Source organism: Xanthomonas sp. 3058, from assembly GCF_014199765.1.
Classification (GTDB): Bacteria; Pseudomonadota; Gammaproteobacteria; order Xanthomonadales; family Xanthomonadaceae; genus Xanthomonas; species Xanthomonas campestris_B.
The window spans coordinates 143,761-158,341 of sequence record NZ_JACHOF010000004.1 but is presented as its reverse complement, the minus strand read 5'-3'; the positions used below and the strand labels follow the sequence as shown (position 1 = coordinate 158,341).

Genomic DNA, 14,581 nt, shown 5'->3' with positions numbered 1-14,581 from the left:
TTGCCTGCAGGCATCAAGACGGCTGCAGCAATGGCCACCAGCTGGTATCGATCAACGCGGCAACCACACCAGCGCCAGCGCGATCAACGCCGGCAGCGCCTGCACGAAGAAGATGCGTCGGTTGACGCTGTAGGCGCCATAGCAACCGGCCACCACCACGCAGCCCAGGAAGAAACTCAGCACGTCGCTGCGTGCAGCCAATGCGCCCCAGAACAGGCCAGCAGCCAGGAAGCCGTTGTACAGGCCCTGGTTGGCCGCCAATACGCGCGTGGCTTGCGCCTTCTCCAGGGTATTGCGGAAGGTCTTCAGACCCACTGGGCGCGTCCACAACACCATTTCCAACACCAGGATGTAGACATGCAGCAACGCGACAAACAGGCCGGCGACGATGGCGAACAGGGACATGGCAGATTGATCGAGCGAATGTGGCGGCCAGCATAGCCGCGATTGCGGTCGCCCTGTTCGGAGCGGCGTGCACATCGCCGCACCGCGCTCAGACGCGCGGACACGATGCACATGATCGCGCGCGAATGAACACCGGCAGATGGGCGCACTCGCTCGACGGCGTGCGCGGTGATCGGTCAATTGCGCGGATCGGGCGCCTGCCCGGACGTATCGACACCACGCTCGGCTGGCAGCCTGCGTGCTTGGCGCAGCAAGCCGACTGCGCCCACGGTCATCCCTGCCCCCGCCAGCAGCCCGATGCCGAATACCGCGCCGGAGCCGAATGCGGACACCAGTTTGTATACCCACACAAAGCTCAGGTCGCTACCGCGATAGACCACGGTATCGATCGCCGCACCTGCCTTGTAGCGCCATTGGCGGTCCACACGCGTGTACAGCGTTTCGCGCGCGGGTTTGGCCAGTGCGAACTCGCTGGATCGCGTGATCACCTGCACGATCGCCACCATCATCGGGAGCGGCGACGCAGCCAGCACGGCATAACCCAGCGTGATCGCCACGCCGGGAATCAGCAGCGCCGGCGCGATGCCGAACCGCGACAACAGCGCGCGTGTCACCAACAACTGCAATACCAGGGTCAATGCGTTGACTGCCAGATCGATGCTCGCGTAGTACGCGGTGCTGGCCGCCACATCCGTGTACAACCGCCGCACCAGCGCCGCCTGTTCGTTGTAGAGCAGCGTGCCGACACCCACGCCGAACACCATCGTCACTGCCAGCCAGCGCAGCAGCGGCTCGCGCACGATCAACTTGAGCCCGCCCAGCACATCGCCGCCCATCGGCACTTCGCCGGAATCCTGCTGCCGCTCCTGCTCGCGTGCCACCGCCCACCACCGCAAGCGCAGCAGGCACACCACGCACAACCCCAGGAAGGCGGCCGAGACCAGCATCAGGTGCGCAATGCCGATGCGCTCCACCAGGGTACGGGTGAGCATCGGCCCGAGGAATGCGCCCAGCGTGCCGGCCGCACCGATATAACCGTAATACCTGCGCGCCTCGGCATTGCTGAAGACATCGGCCATGAAGCTCCAGAACACCGCCACGGCGAACAGATTGAACACGGAAATCCACAGGAAGAACGCCATGCCGCGTCCGGGCATGCCACTGTCGAACAGCACATAGAACAGCAGCAGGGTCGCAATGAAGAAACCGTACACCACCGGCAGGAACACGCGCCGCGGATAGCGGCTGACCAGCGCACCGTAGACCGGCTGCAGCAACAACATGATCAGGAAGGTGCAGGTAAACAGCACCTGCAGGGTGAACTCCTTGAGCGGCATGCCGTGCGCGGCGAAGAACGCGATCATGCCGGCAGGAAAGATCGCTTCCACATCGGCCGAAGCGCCCATCGTCTCGCGCACCGGACGCAGCACGTAATAGCCGCTGAGCAGGCAGAAGAAATACAGGAACGACCACGCCAGCGGCGGCGAGCTGCGCAACGCCGCGCTCAAACGGCCAGCCGCCGAGCGCGGCGCAGATGGGCTGTTCATCGGGGAAAGTTCGCTCGCATCGACGGGCGTGACAGCAAGGACATGACGGCGGCGGCACCCGCTAAACAAGCGCGCAAGTTAGCCGATGCCGTGCTGCATCACCAGCCGCCACGGGCAGGACACCGCCGGCCGGCCTAGGTATCGATACGGCACGCTGCTTGCAGCTGCATCCGCACGGGCTCCGGGCTACGTTGGAAAGGCGCTGCGCAGGCCGATTTATGAACCTAAAATCATCAATAGGATCAATACGATGCCCATTCATCTTCCGGCAGTTTGTGCTATTGCGAAGCACGGCGCTAGAATCGCCGATGGCAGTGGAACAGGCGGCACACATATGACACAAATGCGCAGTCGACGGTTCCGTCCGTTGGCCATCGGGCTGCTCGGGGCGTTACTGCCCCTGGCCCTCTCTTCCACCGCGCAGACACCCGCGCCGACTGCCTCTGCGTTGCAGCCGGCCAGCGTCACACAGTCGCCCACTGCTCCGCTGCAATACCGCGCATCGCTGCCGGCCAGCCAGGTGTTGGCGCCAGCCGCTGGCTTCGATGTCGCGGCATTCGAATCGATGGCCAACCAACTGACCTACGGCAATCGCGTGCCCGGCATGGCGATGGCGATCGTGCAGGGCGGCAAGGTGCTCAGCGCACGCGGTTATGGCGTCACCGACGTCAATCATCCGCAGCCGGTCGATGGCCACACCGTGTTCCGGCTGGCCTCGCTGTCCAAGGCCTTCGCCGGCACCATGGCGGGGCTGTTGGTCAACGATGGCGTGCTGCGCTGGGACAGCAAGGTGGTCGACTATGTGCCGGGCTTCCAGCTCAGCGACAACGTCGCCACCCGTCAGCTCACCGTCGCCGAGGTGCTCAGCCACCGCGTCGGGCTGACCCGCAATGCCTACGACCGCGATATCGAATCCAACGTCGATTACTACTCGCTCAGCCACAAGCTGGCCGCCGCGCCGCTGCGCTGCGCACCGGGCGACTGCTATGCGTATCAGAACGTCGCCTTCAGCCTGGTGGGCGATGTGGTGTTTGCCGCGTCGGGCAGCTTCTACGAGCAGTCGGTCGAACGCCGCATCTTCAAGCCGCTGGGCATGAACGATGCGAGCATGGGGCTGGCCGGCATCCAGGCCAGTCCGCATTGGGCGCGTCCGCACGTGCGCAGCCGCAATGGCTGGGTATCGCTGACGCCCAAGCCGACCTACTACCGTCTTGCCCCCGCAGCAGGCGTCAATGCCAGCGCCAGCGACATGGCGCAGTGGTTGCTGGCACACACCGGCCACCGCACCGACGTATTGCCTGCGCCGCTGCTGGCGACGCTGCATGCGCCACTGATCTCCACCCCGGGCGAAATGCGCTCGGGCTGGCGCCACGAGCGCGTGGATGCGGCCAGCTACGCGCTGGGCTGGCGTGTGTTCGATTACGCGGGCCATCAGGTGGTCTTCCATGCCGGCGCCGTCCAGGGTTATCGCGGTCTGGTCGCATTGCTGCCCGAGCGCGATCTGGGCATCGCAATCCTGTGGAACGGCGAAAGCGGCCTGCCCTCCGGCATGATGCCGACCATCCTGGATCGTGCACTTGGTCTGCCGACCAAGCGTTGGCTGGATATCGATGTGGATGGCGACTTCGGTAGCGAGAACATGCTGGCGGAGCGCCCCGATCCCGCCGGCAAGGGCGCCTCGTCCGGCAAGTCGGTGGCATCGCCACGCTGACGTGGCGACAGCAGCGCCTGATATCGGTGCGGACACAACCAAAGGCGGCCTCGGCCGCCTTTGGTGTTTTCGGCATCTGCCAGTTGCCGATGAACTGGCAGGGCCGTGAGGCGACCGTCGCCGCATGCGGGGAGACTCGCACCGTCATGGCATGCCGCTAGCGTCAGCGCATCAGAGCGCCTGTGGAGACGAACGGCCGCTGATTGGCCACCTCATCCCAGACCACGTGCGGCAACATGCATGCTCGCTGCGACGCCGTCGCGATATTCGGGCCGATTCCAGTGAGGTCGGCGACCGTCGGCAACGGGTGCGGCCGCTGCCGTCGCTGCATGGCTGGCTGCTTGAGCAGACGATCGGCCCATTGTTGGGCCGGGAGGACCATGGGCACGCTGCGGGGAATCGGTCGTGTGCACGCGCGAAGCGGGGGCGCTGCAGATATGGCGACGTCGGCACTTGACCGCAGCTGGCGTCGGTCTGTCCGTCACGCGCAGCCTGGCATGCGTGAATCGATCGGGATGGATGGCGACACCGCCAGGCACAACAAGACCGCTGCCGCGCTCACACCATCTGCGGATCGGTCGCGTGGGAGGCCATGGCGAACACCGGCTGATTGCAGCTTGCGCACATACCCGGCACGCGCACGGTTGCGATGCGCTGCCACTTCCCGCCGCGCTCGGCGGCATGGCCAGCCTGAAAACAGCTAGGTGCCAGCCCAATAAAAAAGCTCCCTCCCCGCTGGGCGTCGGGGAGAGAGCTCGATGTTTACGGCGATCGGGTATTACAGATCAGATCAGCGGTGCCGGAGTTGCGGGCAGCGCGACCGGAGCGGCCTTCTTCTTGCGAACGGCCGGCTTCTTCTTGGCGACCTTCTTCGCAGCAGGCTTCTTGGCAGCAGTCTTCTTGGTGGCGGACTTCTTGGTCGCCTTCTTCGCCACTGCCTTCTTGGCAGTCTTCTTCACTGCCTTCTTGGCGGCCGTCTTCTTGGTCGCCTTCTTTGCAGTCTTCTTCACGGCCTTCTTGGCGGCCGTCTTCTTGGTCGCTTTCTTAGCAGTCTTTTTCACTGCTTTCTTGGCGGCTGCCTTCTTCACTGCCTTCTTCGCAGTCTTCTTGACGGCCTTCTTGGCAGCAGCCTTCTTCACTGCCTTCTTGGCGGTCGCCTTCTTTGCGACCTTCTTGACGGCCTTCTTGGCGGCAGTCTTCTTCACTGCCTTCTTGGCGGTGGGTTTCTTTTTCGCAGCTTTTTTAGTGGCCATGTAATTGGCTCCTCGTCAGTGAACTATGGAGTTGAAACGCCCAGTTGAACCAAACCCCGCAACGGCGTGCCGTCGTCGGGAACCGTCCGCAGGGAATGCGCGACGGGACGGATACAGAAACACCCGCATCGAACGGCGACACGGGTGCGTGATCGAAAGGACGACTGCTTTCTTGGAGAGAAGCGAACCCGACTCCACCGCTGATGGCGCTTCGGTGGACATCCGGAACAAGCTTGTCGGCTTGATGTCGATTCTGCTCACTCTCTTTCGCAGCAATGTCTGCTGGGCGAAACCTAATCACGCTTTTTTTTACTGTCAACACTCTTTTGCAATTTTTTTTTGGCCGGGCATCGCGATGTGGTGTATCCAAGCGCGCCAAGCGTGCCGCACGCTGCCTCACCCAAGCGAGCAAAGCGTGCGCGCGCATAACAGCACTTTCAAAAAACCACTTCTTTTGCGCTGTTTTTCTTCTTCGATACAAATACACCCGGCATCGGCGACCACGATGGCGCGTTGAGCTATCGGCGCGACCGGCAGGATCCGCCGCCTGTCCGCCAGCTGAAAATTTTTTATCCAACAACGTTGCTTGAGGCAGCGCACGAGCGGAAATGCGCAAACTTATTGCGTCGTTTGATCGCCATGCGTGCGTCCGCACGCACCATCGCAGGCATGCGTTGCGCCTTGTGCTGGACGATCGGTGCGTACGGCGGCGGCAGAATCTTTCACCGCGCGCACGCTCGAACGTCACCAACGACTCACGTCAGAAATCCGACGCACCCGCATGCGCGCGGCTTCGACAGGACGCAATCGCGGACATGGCGAACAGCCAACCGCCATTCGTCGCCGACCGCATCGATGCGCGCAGACCAACAACACACGCCTCTGGATCGAGCCGTCGGCATGGTGTCCGCCATCACACCGGACCGAGGCCACGGCACTGCCACCGGAACCGCACCCAAAAAAATGGCCGCTCTCAGGAGCGGCCATCGGGACGTGCGAACGGTGCTGCGACGTCAGTGCGACTCGTCTTCCAGCAGCTCGGCGTAGTCGTCCGGCGACAGCAGGTCGTTGAGCTCTTCCTTGTCGTCGAGTTCGACCACGAAGATCCAGCCGTCGCCGTAGGCGTCTTCGTTGATGGTTTCCGGCTTGTCGCTGAGTGCGCTGTTGACCTCGACGACGGTGCCGCTGACCGGGCTGTAGACGTCGGAGGCGGCTTTGACCGACTCCACGACCGCAGCGCCGTTACCGACCTGCACGGTGTCGCCGACGCCCGGCAGTTCGACGTAGACCAGGTCGCCCAGCAGGCCCTGCGCGTGGTCGGAGATACCGACGGTGACGCGGCCGTTGCTTTCGACGCGGGCCCACTCGTGGGATTTGAGAAACTTGAGGTCGCCAGGGATCTCGCTCATGGGTGTGCTCCGGGAAGCTAGGGGTTGAGGACAGGTGGCTAGTTTAGACCGCGCGACAAGGCAGGTACACGTGCGTCGGTCCGTGTTGGTTCGCAGGGTGTTGCGCGCTGCAGGCCGACTAAGGCCGACAGCGCCTGACGCATCAACCGAGCACGCCGGCCTGCGCCTGACCATCGCGCACGAACGGGAACTTCACCGCGCGCAGCGGCACCTGCTTGCCGCGGATGTCCACGCGCAGATCGTCGATGCTGCCAGCCGGCACGCGCGCGAACGCGATCGCCTTGCCGAGCGTGGGCGAGAACGTGCCGGACAGGATCTCGCCCTCGCCGCTGGCGGTGAGCACGGTCTGGCCATGCCGCAGCACGCCCTTCTCATCCATCACCACACCGATCAATTGGCGCGGTGCGCCCTGCGCCTGTTGCGACTCGAGCACGGCGCGACCGATGAAGTCGCGGCCTTCGTCCAGGGCGATCGTCCAGGCCAGCGCTGCTTCGTAAGGACTGACCGTGTCGTCCATGTCCTGACCGTAGAGATTCATGCCGGCCTCCAGCCGCAAGGTATCGCGCGCGCCCAGACCGGCCGGCTTGACGCCTTGCGCGAGCAGCGCGTTCCAGAACGCCACCGCCGCGTCTTGCGGCAGCACGATCTCGAAACCGTCTTCGCCGGTGTAACCGGTGCGCGCGAGAAACAGCTCCACGCCATCGCGCGAGCGCGTCTGCAGGGCGGCGAAACGGCCGAGCTTGCTGGCCGCCGCGGTATCGGCCGAATCCACCAGTTCGATGACCTTGGCGCGTGCATTGGGGCCTTGCACCGCGATCATCGCGAAGTCGCTACGCTCTTCCACGCGCACCTCGAAGCGTGCGGCCTGCTCGCCGATCCACTGCAGATCCTTTTCGCGGGTAGCGGCATTGACGACCAGACGGAAGAAGTCCTCGGCCATGAAGTAGACGATGAGGTCGTCGATCACCCCGCCCTGCGGGTTGAGCATGCAGGTGTACAGCGCCTTGCCGGAGACCTTGAGCTTGTCCACCGAATTGGCCAGCAGGTAGCGCAGGAACTCGCGCACGCGTGGGCCGTGCAGATCGACCACGGTCATGTGGCTGACGTCGAACATGCCGGCGTCGCGACGCACCTGGTGGTGTTCGTCGAGTTGCGAGCCGTAGTGGATCGGCATGTCCCAGCCGCCGAAGTCGACCATCTTGGCGCCGAGCGCGCGATGGGTGTCGTTGAGGATGGTCTTCTGGGTCATGGGCGCCGGTCCGAGGAAAGAGGACCATTATCGCTGCCCGGCCGCGCTTGGGGAAAACGGCGTTGGCGATGCGCTATCGCAGCGACGGCGGCTGGATGTCGCTGCAGCATGCCGCGCCGCGCTGCAACATCGATTCCCGACAGGGCAGCGCACCCTGCCCTGCTCGCTCAATCGACTGCCTGCACCTGCAAGGTCATGCCATCGACACCGACGATGCGTACCGGCGCGCCGGCCGGAAGATCCGGGCCGCTGACCACCCAGAACGCGTCGTCGACCTTGGCGCGACCACGACCAGCGTGGATCGGCTGGTCGAGCACCACACAACGGCCGATCAACTGCTCGGCGCGTCGGTTGAGCAGCGGGCGATCGCTTTGCCGACCCTTGCCGCGAAACCAGCTGCGATACCCCTGCACCGACAAGAAACTGAGCAGCACGAAGGCGACGATCTGCAGCAGCAGCGTCATGCCCGGCAGCGCGAGAACCAGCACGCACACCGCCGCCGCGGCAATGCCCATCCATAGCAGGAACGCGCCGGGCACCAGCGTCTCGGCAGCAATCAATACCAATGCCAGCACCGCCCAGACCACCACGTCCCAGCGCATGGCTCAGTCTCCCACGCGCGGCGGCATCGGCGGCACCCGCACAGTGCTTGCGTCGGGTTTGTTCAATGCTTCCTTGGCCAACTCGGCGATACCGGCGATCGAGCCGATGATGCCGCTGGATTCCATCGGCATCAGCACGAACTTCTGGTTGGGCGCAGTGGCCAGCGCCTTGAACGCCTCCACATATTTCTGTGCGACGAAGTAGTTGATCGCCTGCACGCTGCCGTTGGCGATCGCATCGGAGACCACCTGGGTGGCCTTGGCTTCGGCCTCGGCCAGACGCTCGCGCGCTTCGGCATCGCGGAACGCGGCTTCCTTGCGGCCTTCGGCTTCGAGCACCGCTGCCTGCTTCTCGCCTTCGGCGCGCAAGATTTCCGACTGGCGCGAACCTTCGGCTTCGAGGATCTGCGCGCGCTTTTCGCGCTCGGCCTTCATCTGCCGCGCCATCGAGTCGATCAGGTCGCGCGGCGGCTGGATATCGCGGATCTCGATGCGGGTGACCTTGATGCCCCAGGGATTGGTGGCCTGATCGACCACGCTGAGCAGCTGCGCATTGATGGTTTCGCGCTGACTCAGCGATTCGTCCAGATCCATCGACCCGATCACGGTACGAATGTTGGTCTGCACCAGCGCGATCGAGGCGATCTCCAGGTTGGAGACCTCATACGCGGCCTTGGCGGCATCGAGCACCTGGAAGAACACCACGCCGTCCACGCGCACTACGGCGTTGTCCTTGGTGATGACGTCCTGGCTGGGCACGTCGAGCACCTGCTCCATCATGTTGATCTTGCGCCCCACCCCATAGACCACCGGCACCAGAAAGTGCAGGCCCGGACTCATGGTGTGGGTATAGCGGCCGAAGCGCTCCACCGTCCACTGAAATCCCTGCGGCACCATGCGCACGGTCTTGAACAACACGATGACGCCAGCGACCAGAACGGCGATGGCCAGAAAAGAAGTCGGAAACATATGCAGCCCCTTGCAAGTGACGAGTCGGTCCTTGCCTTGAGTATGCCCTAGCGCCACCTGTACCCATATCGTGAGCTACGCATGCGGCGAGGCGGCTCACCTGTTCGGGCACTTGGTCTTGGTTGGGCATCCCACCGGCACCGATCAGGCAGCTGCGGTTTGCGAAGCACATGCGTTGGTGTGCGAGTGCGCGCTCAGGCGCTACGCGGCGAAAACAGGATGATCGCCATGCCGAGCAGGCAACAGCTGGCACCCAGCAGATCCCAGCGCGTGGGCGTGACCCGGTCCACCCACCACAACCACAGCAAGGCGCTGGCGACATAGACGCCGCCATAGGCCGCATACACCCGCCCGCTGGCATCCGGATGCAGGCTCAACAACCACACGAAGATCGCCAGGCTAAGCGCCGTGGGCAGCAGCAGCCACGCGCTGCCGCCTTTGCGCAGCCATAGATAAGGAAGGTAGCAACCCACCAGCTCGGCGATCGCGGTGGCCGCGAACAACGCCAGCGTGGTCGGCGCGGAATTCATTCGCGGTCTTGCCGGTCAGAGTGCGCGCGGTGCAGACCTGGCCTGTCGCCACCTTGCTCACCGATGCCTGACATCTGCGTGACAGGCTGACCGCTGTCGAGCGCCGCCGGATCACCGTCACGCTCGTCGCGCTTGACCTGCTGCCACAGCGCTTCCTGTTCGTGCAGGGACAGCGCCGTCAACGACGTGCCAGCGGCGTGCGCCTGCGCTTCCATCGCACGGAAGCGGCGTTCGAATTTCAGATTGGCGTGGCGCAGTGCAGCACCGACATCGACCTTGGCATGCCGCGCCAGATTGGCGCAGACGAACAACACATCGCCGAGTTCGTCCTCCAGCCGGGCCTGGTTGTCGGCGACCGGCCCGCGTGCGAATTCCACCCGCAGCTCTTCGATTTCTTCCTGCAGCTTTTCCAGCACCGGTGCCGGGCCCGGCCAGTCGAAGCCGACCCGCGCCGCGCGCGCTTGCAGTTTGGTGGAGCGCTGCCATTCGGGCAGGCCGCGTGCGATGCCGGCAAGCGCGGAGTCGTCCTGATGGCCGGCGGCGCGGCGTTCGTCGCGCTTGATCTGCTCCCAGTTGACGCTCACCGCCTGCGCGTCGTCGGCCCGTTGCGCGGCGAACACATGCGGATGGCGGCGCACCAGCTTGTCGCTGAGCGTGGCCACCACGTCGGCGAACCCGAAGGCTCCCTGCTCGGCCGCCATCTGCGCATGGAACACCACCTGCAACAGCAGGTCGCCCAACTCGTCGCGCAGGCCTGGCAGGTCGTTGCGATCGATCGCGTCGGCAACTTCGTAGGCTTCTTCGATGGTGTACGGCGCGATGCTGGCGAAGGTCTGCGCCACGTCCCACGGGCAGCCGTGTTGGGGATCGCGCAGGCGCGCCATCAGTTGCAGCAGGTGCTGGATATCGCCGGTCGGCGGGGTCTGAACCATGAAGTTTTTCCTGGAACGTGGCGTGTCGTTGCGTGCGTGCCTGGGCGATGCAGGCGTGCCTGGCACGGCCATGCGCATCGGGATCCTGCGGTAGGCGGCGCACGTGCCGGAGTGTACCGTTCACGCCATCGGGATTCGCGCACCGCCAGGTCCGAGCGAGCGGCCCGCACGCGCCTGCCGGTCGCTCACACCAGCCAGGTACGCCACGGCAGGTTCGGGTCGCCCAATGCGATGAAGTCGCCGTTGAGCAAGGTATCCCGACGGTTGTAGCGGAACGGCTTGCCGGAATCGCCTGCCAGCAGCATGCCGCCTGCGGCATGCAACACGCACTGACCGGCTGCGGTGTCCCATTCGGAGGTCGGACCGAAGCGCGGGTACACGTCCAGGTCGCCTTCGGCGATGCGGCAGAACTTTAACGACGACCCCTGCGCGACGACGTCGATCTCGCCCATGCGCTCCAGCGCGGCGGCCGTGCGCGCATCGCGGTGCGAACGGCTGGCCGCGACCCGCAGCGGGCTGGTGGCAGGCGTGCGCGTGTGCAGCATTTCGTCGCGGTCGCCGTCGCGGCGATAGGCGTTTTCGCCACGTGCCGCATACCAGACTCGACCATCGACCGGCGCCTGCACCACGCCCAGTACCGGCGCGCCCATATGGATGAGTGCGATGTTGACGCTGAACTCGCCATTGCGCTTGACGAACTCGCGGGTGCCATCGAGGGGGTCCACCAGCCAGTAGCTGGTCCAGTACTGGCGCTCTTCCCAGGCAATGTGTGCGGATTCTTCCGACAGCACCGGCACGTCGGGCGTGACCCGGCGCAACGCCTCGACGATGACACGATTGGCGGCCAGGTCGGCCTGGGTCAGCGGGCTGGCATCGTCCTTGATCTCCACCGCGAAGTCCTGCGCATACACGTCCATGATCGCCGCGCCTGCGTCGCGGGCGATCGCGATCACGGTTTCGCGCAACTCCATCGGAATGCGGATCATGGATTGCGCTCCAGCCACTCGCGCGCAATGAACAAGGCGGCCAGCGAGCGGCCTTCGGAAAAATCATCGCGCAGCATCAACTCGTCCAGGCGCGCGATCGGCCAGGGCACCACCTCCATCTCTTCCGGCTCGTCGCCCACCAGGCGTTCGGGATAGAGGTCGCGCGCCAGCACCAACCAGGATTGATGACTCATATAAGTAGGAGCGAGCGTCATCGCGCGCAGCACCTGGACCTGGCGCGCGCCGTAGCCGGCTTCTTCCTTGAGTTCGCGGTCGGCCGCCTGTTCGGGCGTCTCGCCCGCATCGATGCGGCCCTTGACCAGACCCAGCTCGTAGCGATGCACGCCGGCGGCGTACTCGCGCACCAGCAACACGGTCTGCGCATCGAGCATCGGCACCACCACCACCGCGCCGTGGCCCTGGCTGAGTTGACGTTCGTACACGCGGCGCTGCCCGTTGGAAAATTCCAGATCCAGCTGCTGGCGACGGAACGGCCCGTCACCCAGATCGGTGATCTTGTGGATGGTCGGCAGGCGCGGACTCATGCGCAGCACGCAGCGGCGGAGCCGGCCGATAGAATAGGCAGATGCATCGACATGTTCATGAGCCCGAAATCCTAGCAGACCCGGCAGCCTCTCAAGCTGACGGACATTGGCGGCAACGCGATCTTGAGGTGCTTTGGCATCCCTGCACGCAGATGCGCGAGCACCCGCACACACTCCCGCTGGTGCCGATCGCGCGTGGCGACGGCGCGTGGCTGATCGGCTACGACGGTCGCCACTATCTGGATGCGGTCAGCAGTTGGTGGACCAACCTGTTCGGCCACACCGAACCGCGCATCGGCGCGGCCATCGCGCGCCAGGCCGGCGAACTGGAGCAGGTGATGCTGGCTGGCTTCACGCATGCGCCGGCCGTGCAACTGGCCGAGCGTCTGTTGGCGATCGCGCCGCGCCAGGCCGGCCGCGCGCCGTTGTCGAAGGTGTTCTATGCCGACAACGGCTCGGCCGGGGTGGAAGTGGCGTTGAAGATGGCCTTCCATTATTTCCACAACCGCGGCGAGCACCGCCGCACGCGTTTCATCGCGCTGGAAAACGGTTACCACGGTGAGACCATCGGCGCGCTGTCGGTTGGCGACATTCCGCTGTACCGCCGCGTGTATGCGCCGCTGTTGCTGGAATCGACCTTTGCGCCGTCGCCCGATGCCTACCTGGCCGAGCCCGGACAGAGCGCCGAAGAATACGCACTGCAGGCAGCCGATGCGCTGCAGGCATTGTTCGAACAATCGCCCGGCGAAATCTGCGCGTTGATCCTGGAGCCACGTGTGCAATGCGCCGGCGGCATGCGCATGTATCACCCGGCCTATCTGCGCCGCGCGCGCGACGTGTGCGATGCGCATGGCGCATTTTTGATCGCCGACGAGATCGCCACCGGTTTCGGCCGCACCGGCACCTTGCTCGCCTGCGAACAGGCTGGCGTCATGCCCGACCTGCTGTGCCTGTCCAAGGGGCTGACCGGCGGTTTCCTGCCGTTGTCGGCGGTGCTGGCCACGCAGCAGCTGTACGATGCGTTTCTGGACGATTCGCGCGAACGTGCGTTTTTGCATTCGCATAGCTATACCGGCAATCCGCTGGCGTGTGCGGCGGCGCTGGCCACCCTGCAGATCTTCGCCGACGACGATGTGATCGCGCGCAACCAGCACACTGCTGCGCGCATGAGCGCGCTCGCTGCGCAGATCGGCGAACACCCGGCCGTGGCGGACGTACGCCAGGCCGGCATGATCGTGGCCTTCGAACTCACCCAGGGTGGCGACAAACGCACGCCGTTCCCGGCGGCGGCGCGGGTCGGTTTGAAGGCCTATCGCGCTGCATTGGACAAGGGCGTGGTGCTGCGCCCGCTCGGCGATGTGCTGTACTGGATGCCGCCGTATTGCGTGGACGAGGCGCAGCTTGCGCTCCTGGCGGCGACCACCCGCCATGCCATCGAGGAGGCCGTTGCATGCGCCTGACCCGTTCCCATGTGGCGCAAGCACTGCAGTGCGATCAGGAAGTGCTGCTGCCCGAAGAGTCGGCCAATCACCTGTTGCGGGTGCTGCGGCTGCGCGAGGGCGATGCCTGCATCCTGTTCAATGGCGATGGCAGCGATTACCACGCACGCATCACCCTGGCCGGCAAACGCGAGGCACGCGCACTGGTGGAACGCGCCGAGCCGCTATGCAACGAATCGCCACTGCGCATCACCCTGATCCAGGGCATCGCACGCGGCGAGAAGATGGATCTGATCCTGCAGAAAGCGACCGAGCTGGGGGTTGCAGCCATCGTGCCTGTCAACGCCGAGCGGACCGAGGTCAAGCTCGACCCTGCGCGCATGGAAAAGCGCGTTGCGCATTGGCGTAGCGTGGTGGTGTCGGCCTGCGAGCAATCCGGACGCGCATGCGTACCCACGGTTGCCGCGCCAGCGGGCCTGCAGGACGCGGCACAGGCAAGCGATCCAAAGGCGCTACGGCTGACCCTGGACCCGCACGGCGAGCATCGCCTGGGCACGTTGCCCGCAGGCACTCAGCAGCATCTGACGGTGGCGATCGGGCCGGAGGGCGGTTGGTCGCCGCGCGATCGCGCGATCCTCGCCGAGGCCGGCTTCAGCGGCCTGCAATTGGGGCCGCGGATCTTGCGAACCGAAACCGCCGGGCTGGCCGCGATCGCAGCGTTACAGGCGCGGTTCGGAGATTTATAAGCGCGGTGCGGTGGACATGCGCAGTGCATGGAACGGCGCGCTCCTGACACGGCGTCATGGGCAATCGCCAATGGATGCGCGCGGCGTCGGGCACCGCCATGGCTGATCTGCCCCGCCTTGCGCTGCATCGCTGCATCCACCATGCACGCCTGGCAGTCGCGCATGTGCGTGCCGCCCAGGCACCGCAGCGCGGCAACTGGCGCGACGGCCGTGATCGCTGACCCGCCGTCGCACGTCGCACCTGTCAGCATCGCGACG

Annotated in this window: 16 protein-coding genes; 4 read left to right on the top strand and 12 right to left on the bottom strand. The window is 65.0% G+C overall.

Annotated elements, in window-relative coordinates; translation table 11 throughout:
• Positions 1–51 precede the first annotated feature (51 nt).
• Positions 52–405, bottom strand: coding sequence for a DUF1304 domain-containing protein (locus tag GGR61_RS07775; protein WP_184407111.1), 354 nt, complete (start codon positions 403–405; stop codon positions 52–54).
• 176 nt (positions 406–581) lie between these two features.
• A complete protein-coding gene (locus GGR61_RS07770) occupies positions 582–1,952 on the bottom strand; it encodes an MFS transporter (RefSeq protein WP_184621032.1) in 1,371 nt (456 codons plus the stop codon).
• Between the two features lie 367 nt (positions 1,953–2,319).
• On the opposite strand from GGR61_RS07770, the gene GGR61_RS07765 reads away from it, so the two are divergent.
• The gene (locus tag GGR61_RS07765) at positions 2,320–3,663 is read left to right on the top strand and encodes a serine hydrolase domain-containing protein (protein WP_184621156.1); all 1,344 of its coding nucleotides are present in this window, start codon (positions 2,320–2,322) and stop codon (positions 3,661–3,663) included.
• A 785-nt stretch (positions 3,664–4,448) separates the two neighbouring features.
• Here the strand turns inward: GGR61_RS07765 and GGR61_RS07760 are convergent.
• The 10 genes from GGR61_RS07760 to nudE form a co-directional block, all read right to left on the bottom strand.
• Entirely contained in the window at positions 4,449–4,916 is a 468-nt protein-coding gene (locus tag GGR61_RS07760) for a hypothetical protein (RefSeq protein ID WP_184407113.1), read from the bottom strand.
• Positions 4,906–5,532: a hypothetical protein gene (locus GGR61_RS07755; RefSeq protein WP_184621031.1), complete on the bottom strand. Its 627-nt coding sequence runs from the start codon at positions 5,530–5,532 to the stop codon at positions 4,906–4,908. Before GGR61_RS07755 ends, GGR61_RS07760 begins: the two co-directional genes overlap by 11 nt.
• Before the next feature lie 397 nt (positions 5,533–5,929).
• Entirely contained in the window at positions 5,930–6,325 is a 396-nt protein-coding gene (gene gcvH / locus GGR61_RS07750; protein WP_184407114.1) for a glycine cleavage system protein GcvH, read from the bottom strand.
• Between the two features lie 142 nt (positions 6,326–6,467).
• Entirely contained in the window at positions 6,468–7,574 is a 1,107-nt protein-coding gene (gene gcvT / locus GGR61_RS07745) for a glycine cleavage system aminomethyltransferase GcvT (RefSeq protein WP_184407115.1), read from the bottom strand.
• A 167-nt stretch (positions 7,575–7,741) separates the two neighbouring features.
• Positions 7,742–8,176: an NfeD family protein gene (locus tag GGR61_RS07740; protein WP_184407116.1), complete on the bottom strand. Its 435-nt coding sequence runs from the start codon at positions 8,174–8,176 to the stop codon at positions 7,742–7,744.
• A gap of 3 nt (positions 8,177–8,179) precedes the next feature.
• Positions 8,180–9,145, bottom strand: coding sequence for an SPFH domain-containing protein (locus tag GGR61_RS07735; protein ID WP_184407117.1), 966 nt, complete (start codon positions 9,143–9,145; stop codon positions 8,180–8,182).
• Between the two features lie 194 nt (positions 9,146–9,339).
• Positions 9,340–9,675: a YnfA family protein gene (locus GGR61_RS07730; protein ID WP_184407118.1), complete on the bottom strand. Its 336-nt coding sequence runs from the start codon at positions 9,673–9,675 to the stop codon at positions 9,340–9,342.
• Entirely contained in the window at positions 9,672–10,607 is a 936-nt protein-coding gene (gene mazG / locus GGR61_RS07725) for a nucleoside triphosphate pyrophosphohydrolase (RefSeq protein WP_184621030.1), read from the bottom strand. Before mazG ends, GGR61_RS07730 begins: the two co-directional genes overlap by 4 nt.
• A 185-nt stretch (positions 10,608–10,792) precedes the next feature.
• A complete protein-coding gene (cysQ, locus tag GGR61_RS07720) occupies positions 10,793–11,593 on the bottom strand; it encodes a 3'(2'),5'-bisphosphate nucleotidase CysQ (RefSeq protein WP_184621029.1) in 801 nt (266 codons plus the stop codon).
• Positions 11,590–12,138 carry an ADP compounds hydrolase NudE gene (nudE, locus tag GGR61_RS07715; RefSeq protein ID WP_184621028.1) on the bottom strand — a complete coding sequence of 183 codons (549 nt, stop codon included), beginning with the start codon at positions 12,136–12,138 and terminating at the stop codon, positions 11,590–11,592. The genes cysQ and nudE overlap by 4 nt, the downstream gene beginning before the upstream one ends.
• Before the next feature lie 41 nt (positions 12,139–12,179).
• Between nudE and bioA the strand changes: the two genes are divergently transcribed.
• The 3 genes from bioA (at position 12,180) to GGR61_RS21105 (ending at position 14,544) form a co-directional block, all read left to right on the top strand.
• A complete protein-coding gene (bioA, locus tag GGR61_RS07710; protein ID WP_184621027.1) occupies positions 12,180–13,598 on the top strand; it encodes an adenosylmethionine--8-amino-7-oxononanoate transaminase in 1,419 nt (472 codons plus the stop codon).
• The gene (locus GGR61_RS07705) at positions 13,589–14,323 is read left to right on the top strand and encodes a 16S rRNA (uracil(1498)-N(3))-methyltransferase (protein ID WP_184621026.1); all 735 of its coding nucleotides are present in this window, start codon (positions 13,589–13,591) and stop codon (positions 14,321–14,323) included. The genes bioA and GGR61_RS07705 overlap by 10 nt, the downstream gene beginning before the upstream one ends.
• A gap of 98 nt (positions 14,324–14,421) precedes the next feature.
• A complete protein-coding gene (locus GGR61_RS21105; protein ID WP_260287186.1) occupies positions 14,422–14,544 on the top strand; it encodes a hypothetical protein in 123 nt (40 codons plus the stop codon).
• Positions 14,545–14,581: the final 37 nt, after the last annotated feature.

Excerpts from the sequence above, each read along its gene's own strand:
- gcvH (WP_184407114.1), bottom strand. The coding sequence starts at position 6,325 with ATGAGCGAGATCCCTGGCGACCTCAAGTTTCTCAAATCCCACGAGTGG.
- GGR61_RS07775 (WP_184407111.1), bottom strand. The coding sequence starts at position 405 with ATGTCCCTGTTCGCCATCGTCGCCGGCCTGTTTGTCGCGTTGCTGCAT.
- GGR61_RS07770 (WP_184621032.1), bottom strand. The coding sequence starts at position 1,952 with ATGAACAGCCCATCTGCGCCGCGCTCGGCGGCTGGCCGTTTGAGCGCG.
- nudE (WP_184621028.1), bottom strand. The coding sequence starts at position 12,138 with ATGAGTCCGCGCCTGCCGACCATCCACAAGATCACCGATCTGGGTGAC.
- GGR61_RS07705 (WP_184621026.1), top strand. The coding sequence starts at position 13,589 with ATGCGCCTGACCCGTTCCCATGTGGCGCAAGCACTGCAGTGCGATCAG.
- GGR61_RS07760 (WP_184407113.1), bottom strand. The coding sequence starts at position 4,916 with ATGGCCACTAAAAAAGCTGCGAAAAAGAAACCCACCGCCAAGAAGGCA.
- mazG (WP_184621030.1), bottom strand. The coding sequence starts at position 10,607 with ATGGTTCAGACCCCGCCGACCGGCGATATCCAGCACCTGCTGCAACTG.
- GGR61_RS21105 (WP_260287186.1), top strand. The coding sequence starts at position 14,422 with ATGGCTGATCTGCCCCGCCTTGCGCTGCATCGCTGCATCCACCATGCA.
- bioA (WP_184621027.1), top strand. The coding sequence starts at position 12,180 with ATGCATCGACATGTTCATGAGCCCGAAATCCTAGCAGACCCGGCAGCC.
- GGR61_RS07730 (WP_184407118.1), bottom strand. The coding sequence starts at position 9,675 with ATGAATTCCGCGCCGACCACGCTGGCGTTGTTCGCGGCCACCGCGATC.
- GGR61_RS07740 (WP_184407116.1), bottom strand. The coding sequence starts at position 8,176 with ATGCGCTGGGACGTGGTGGTCTGGGCGGTGCTGGCATTGGTATTGATT.
- gcvT (WP_184407115.1), bottom strand. The coding sequence starts at position 7,574 with ATGACCCAGAAGACCATCCTCAACGACACCCATCGCGCGCTCGGCGCC.
- GGR61_RS07735 (WP_184407117.1), bottom strand. The coding sequence starts at position 9,145 with ATGTTTCCGACTTCTTTTCTGGCCATCGCCGTTCTGGTCGCTGGCGTC.
- cysQ (WP_184621029.1), bottom strand. The coding sequence starts at position 11,593 with ATGATCCGCATTCCGATGGAGTTGCGCGAAACCGTGATCGCGATCGCC.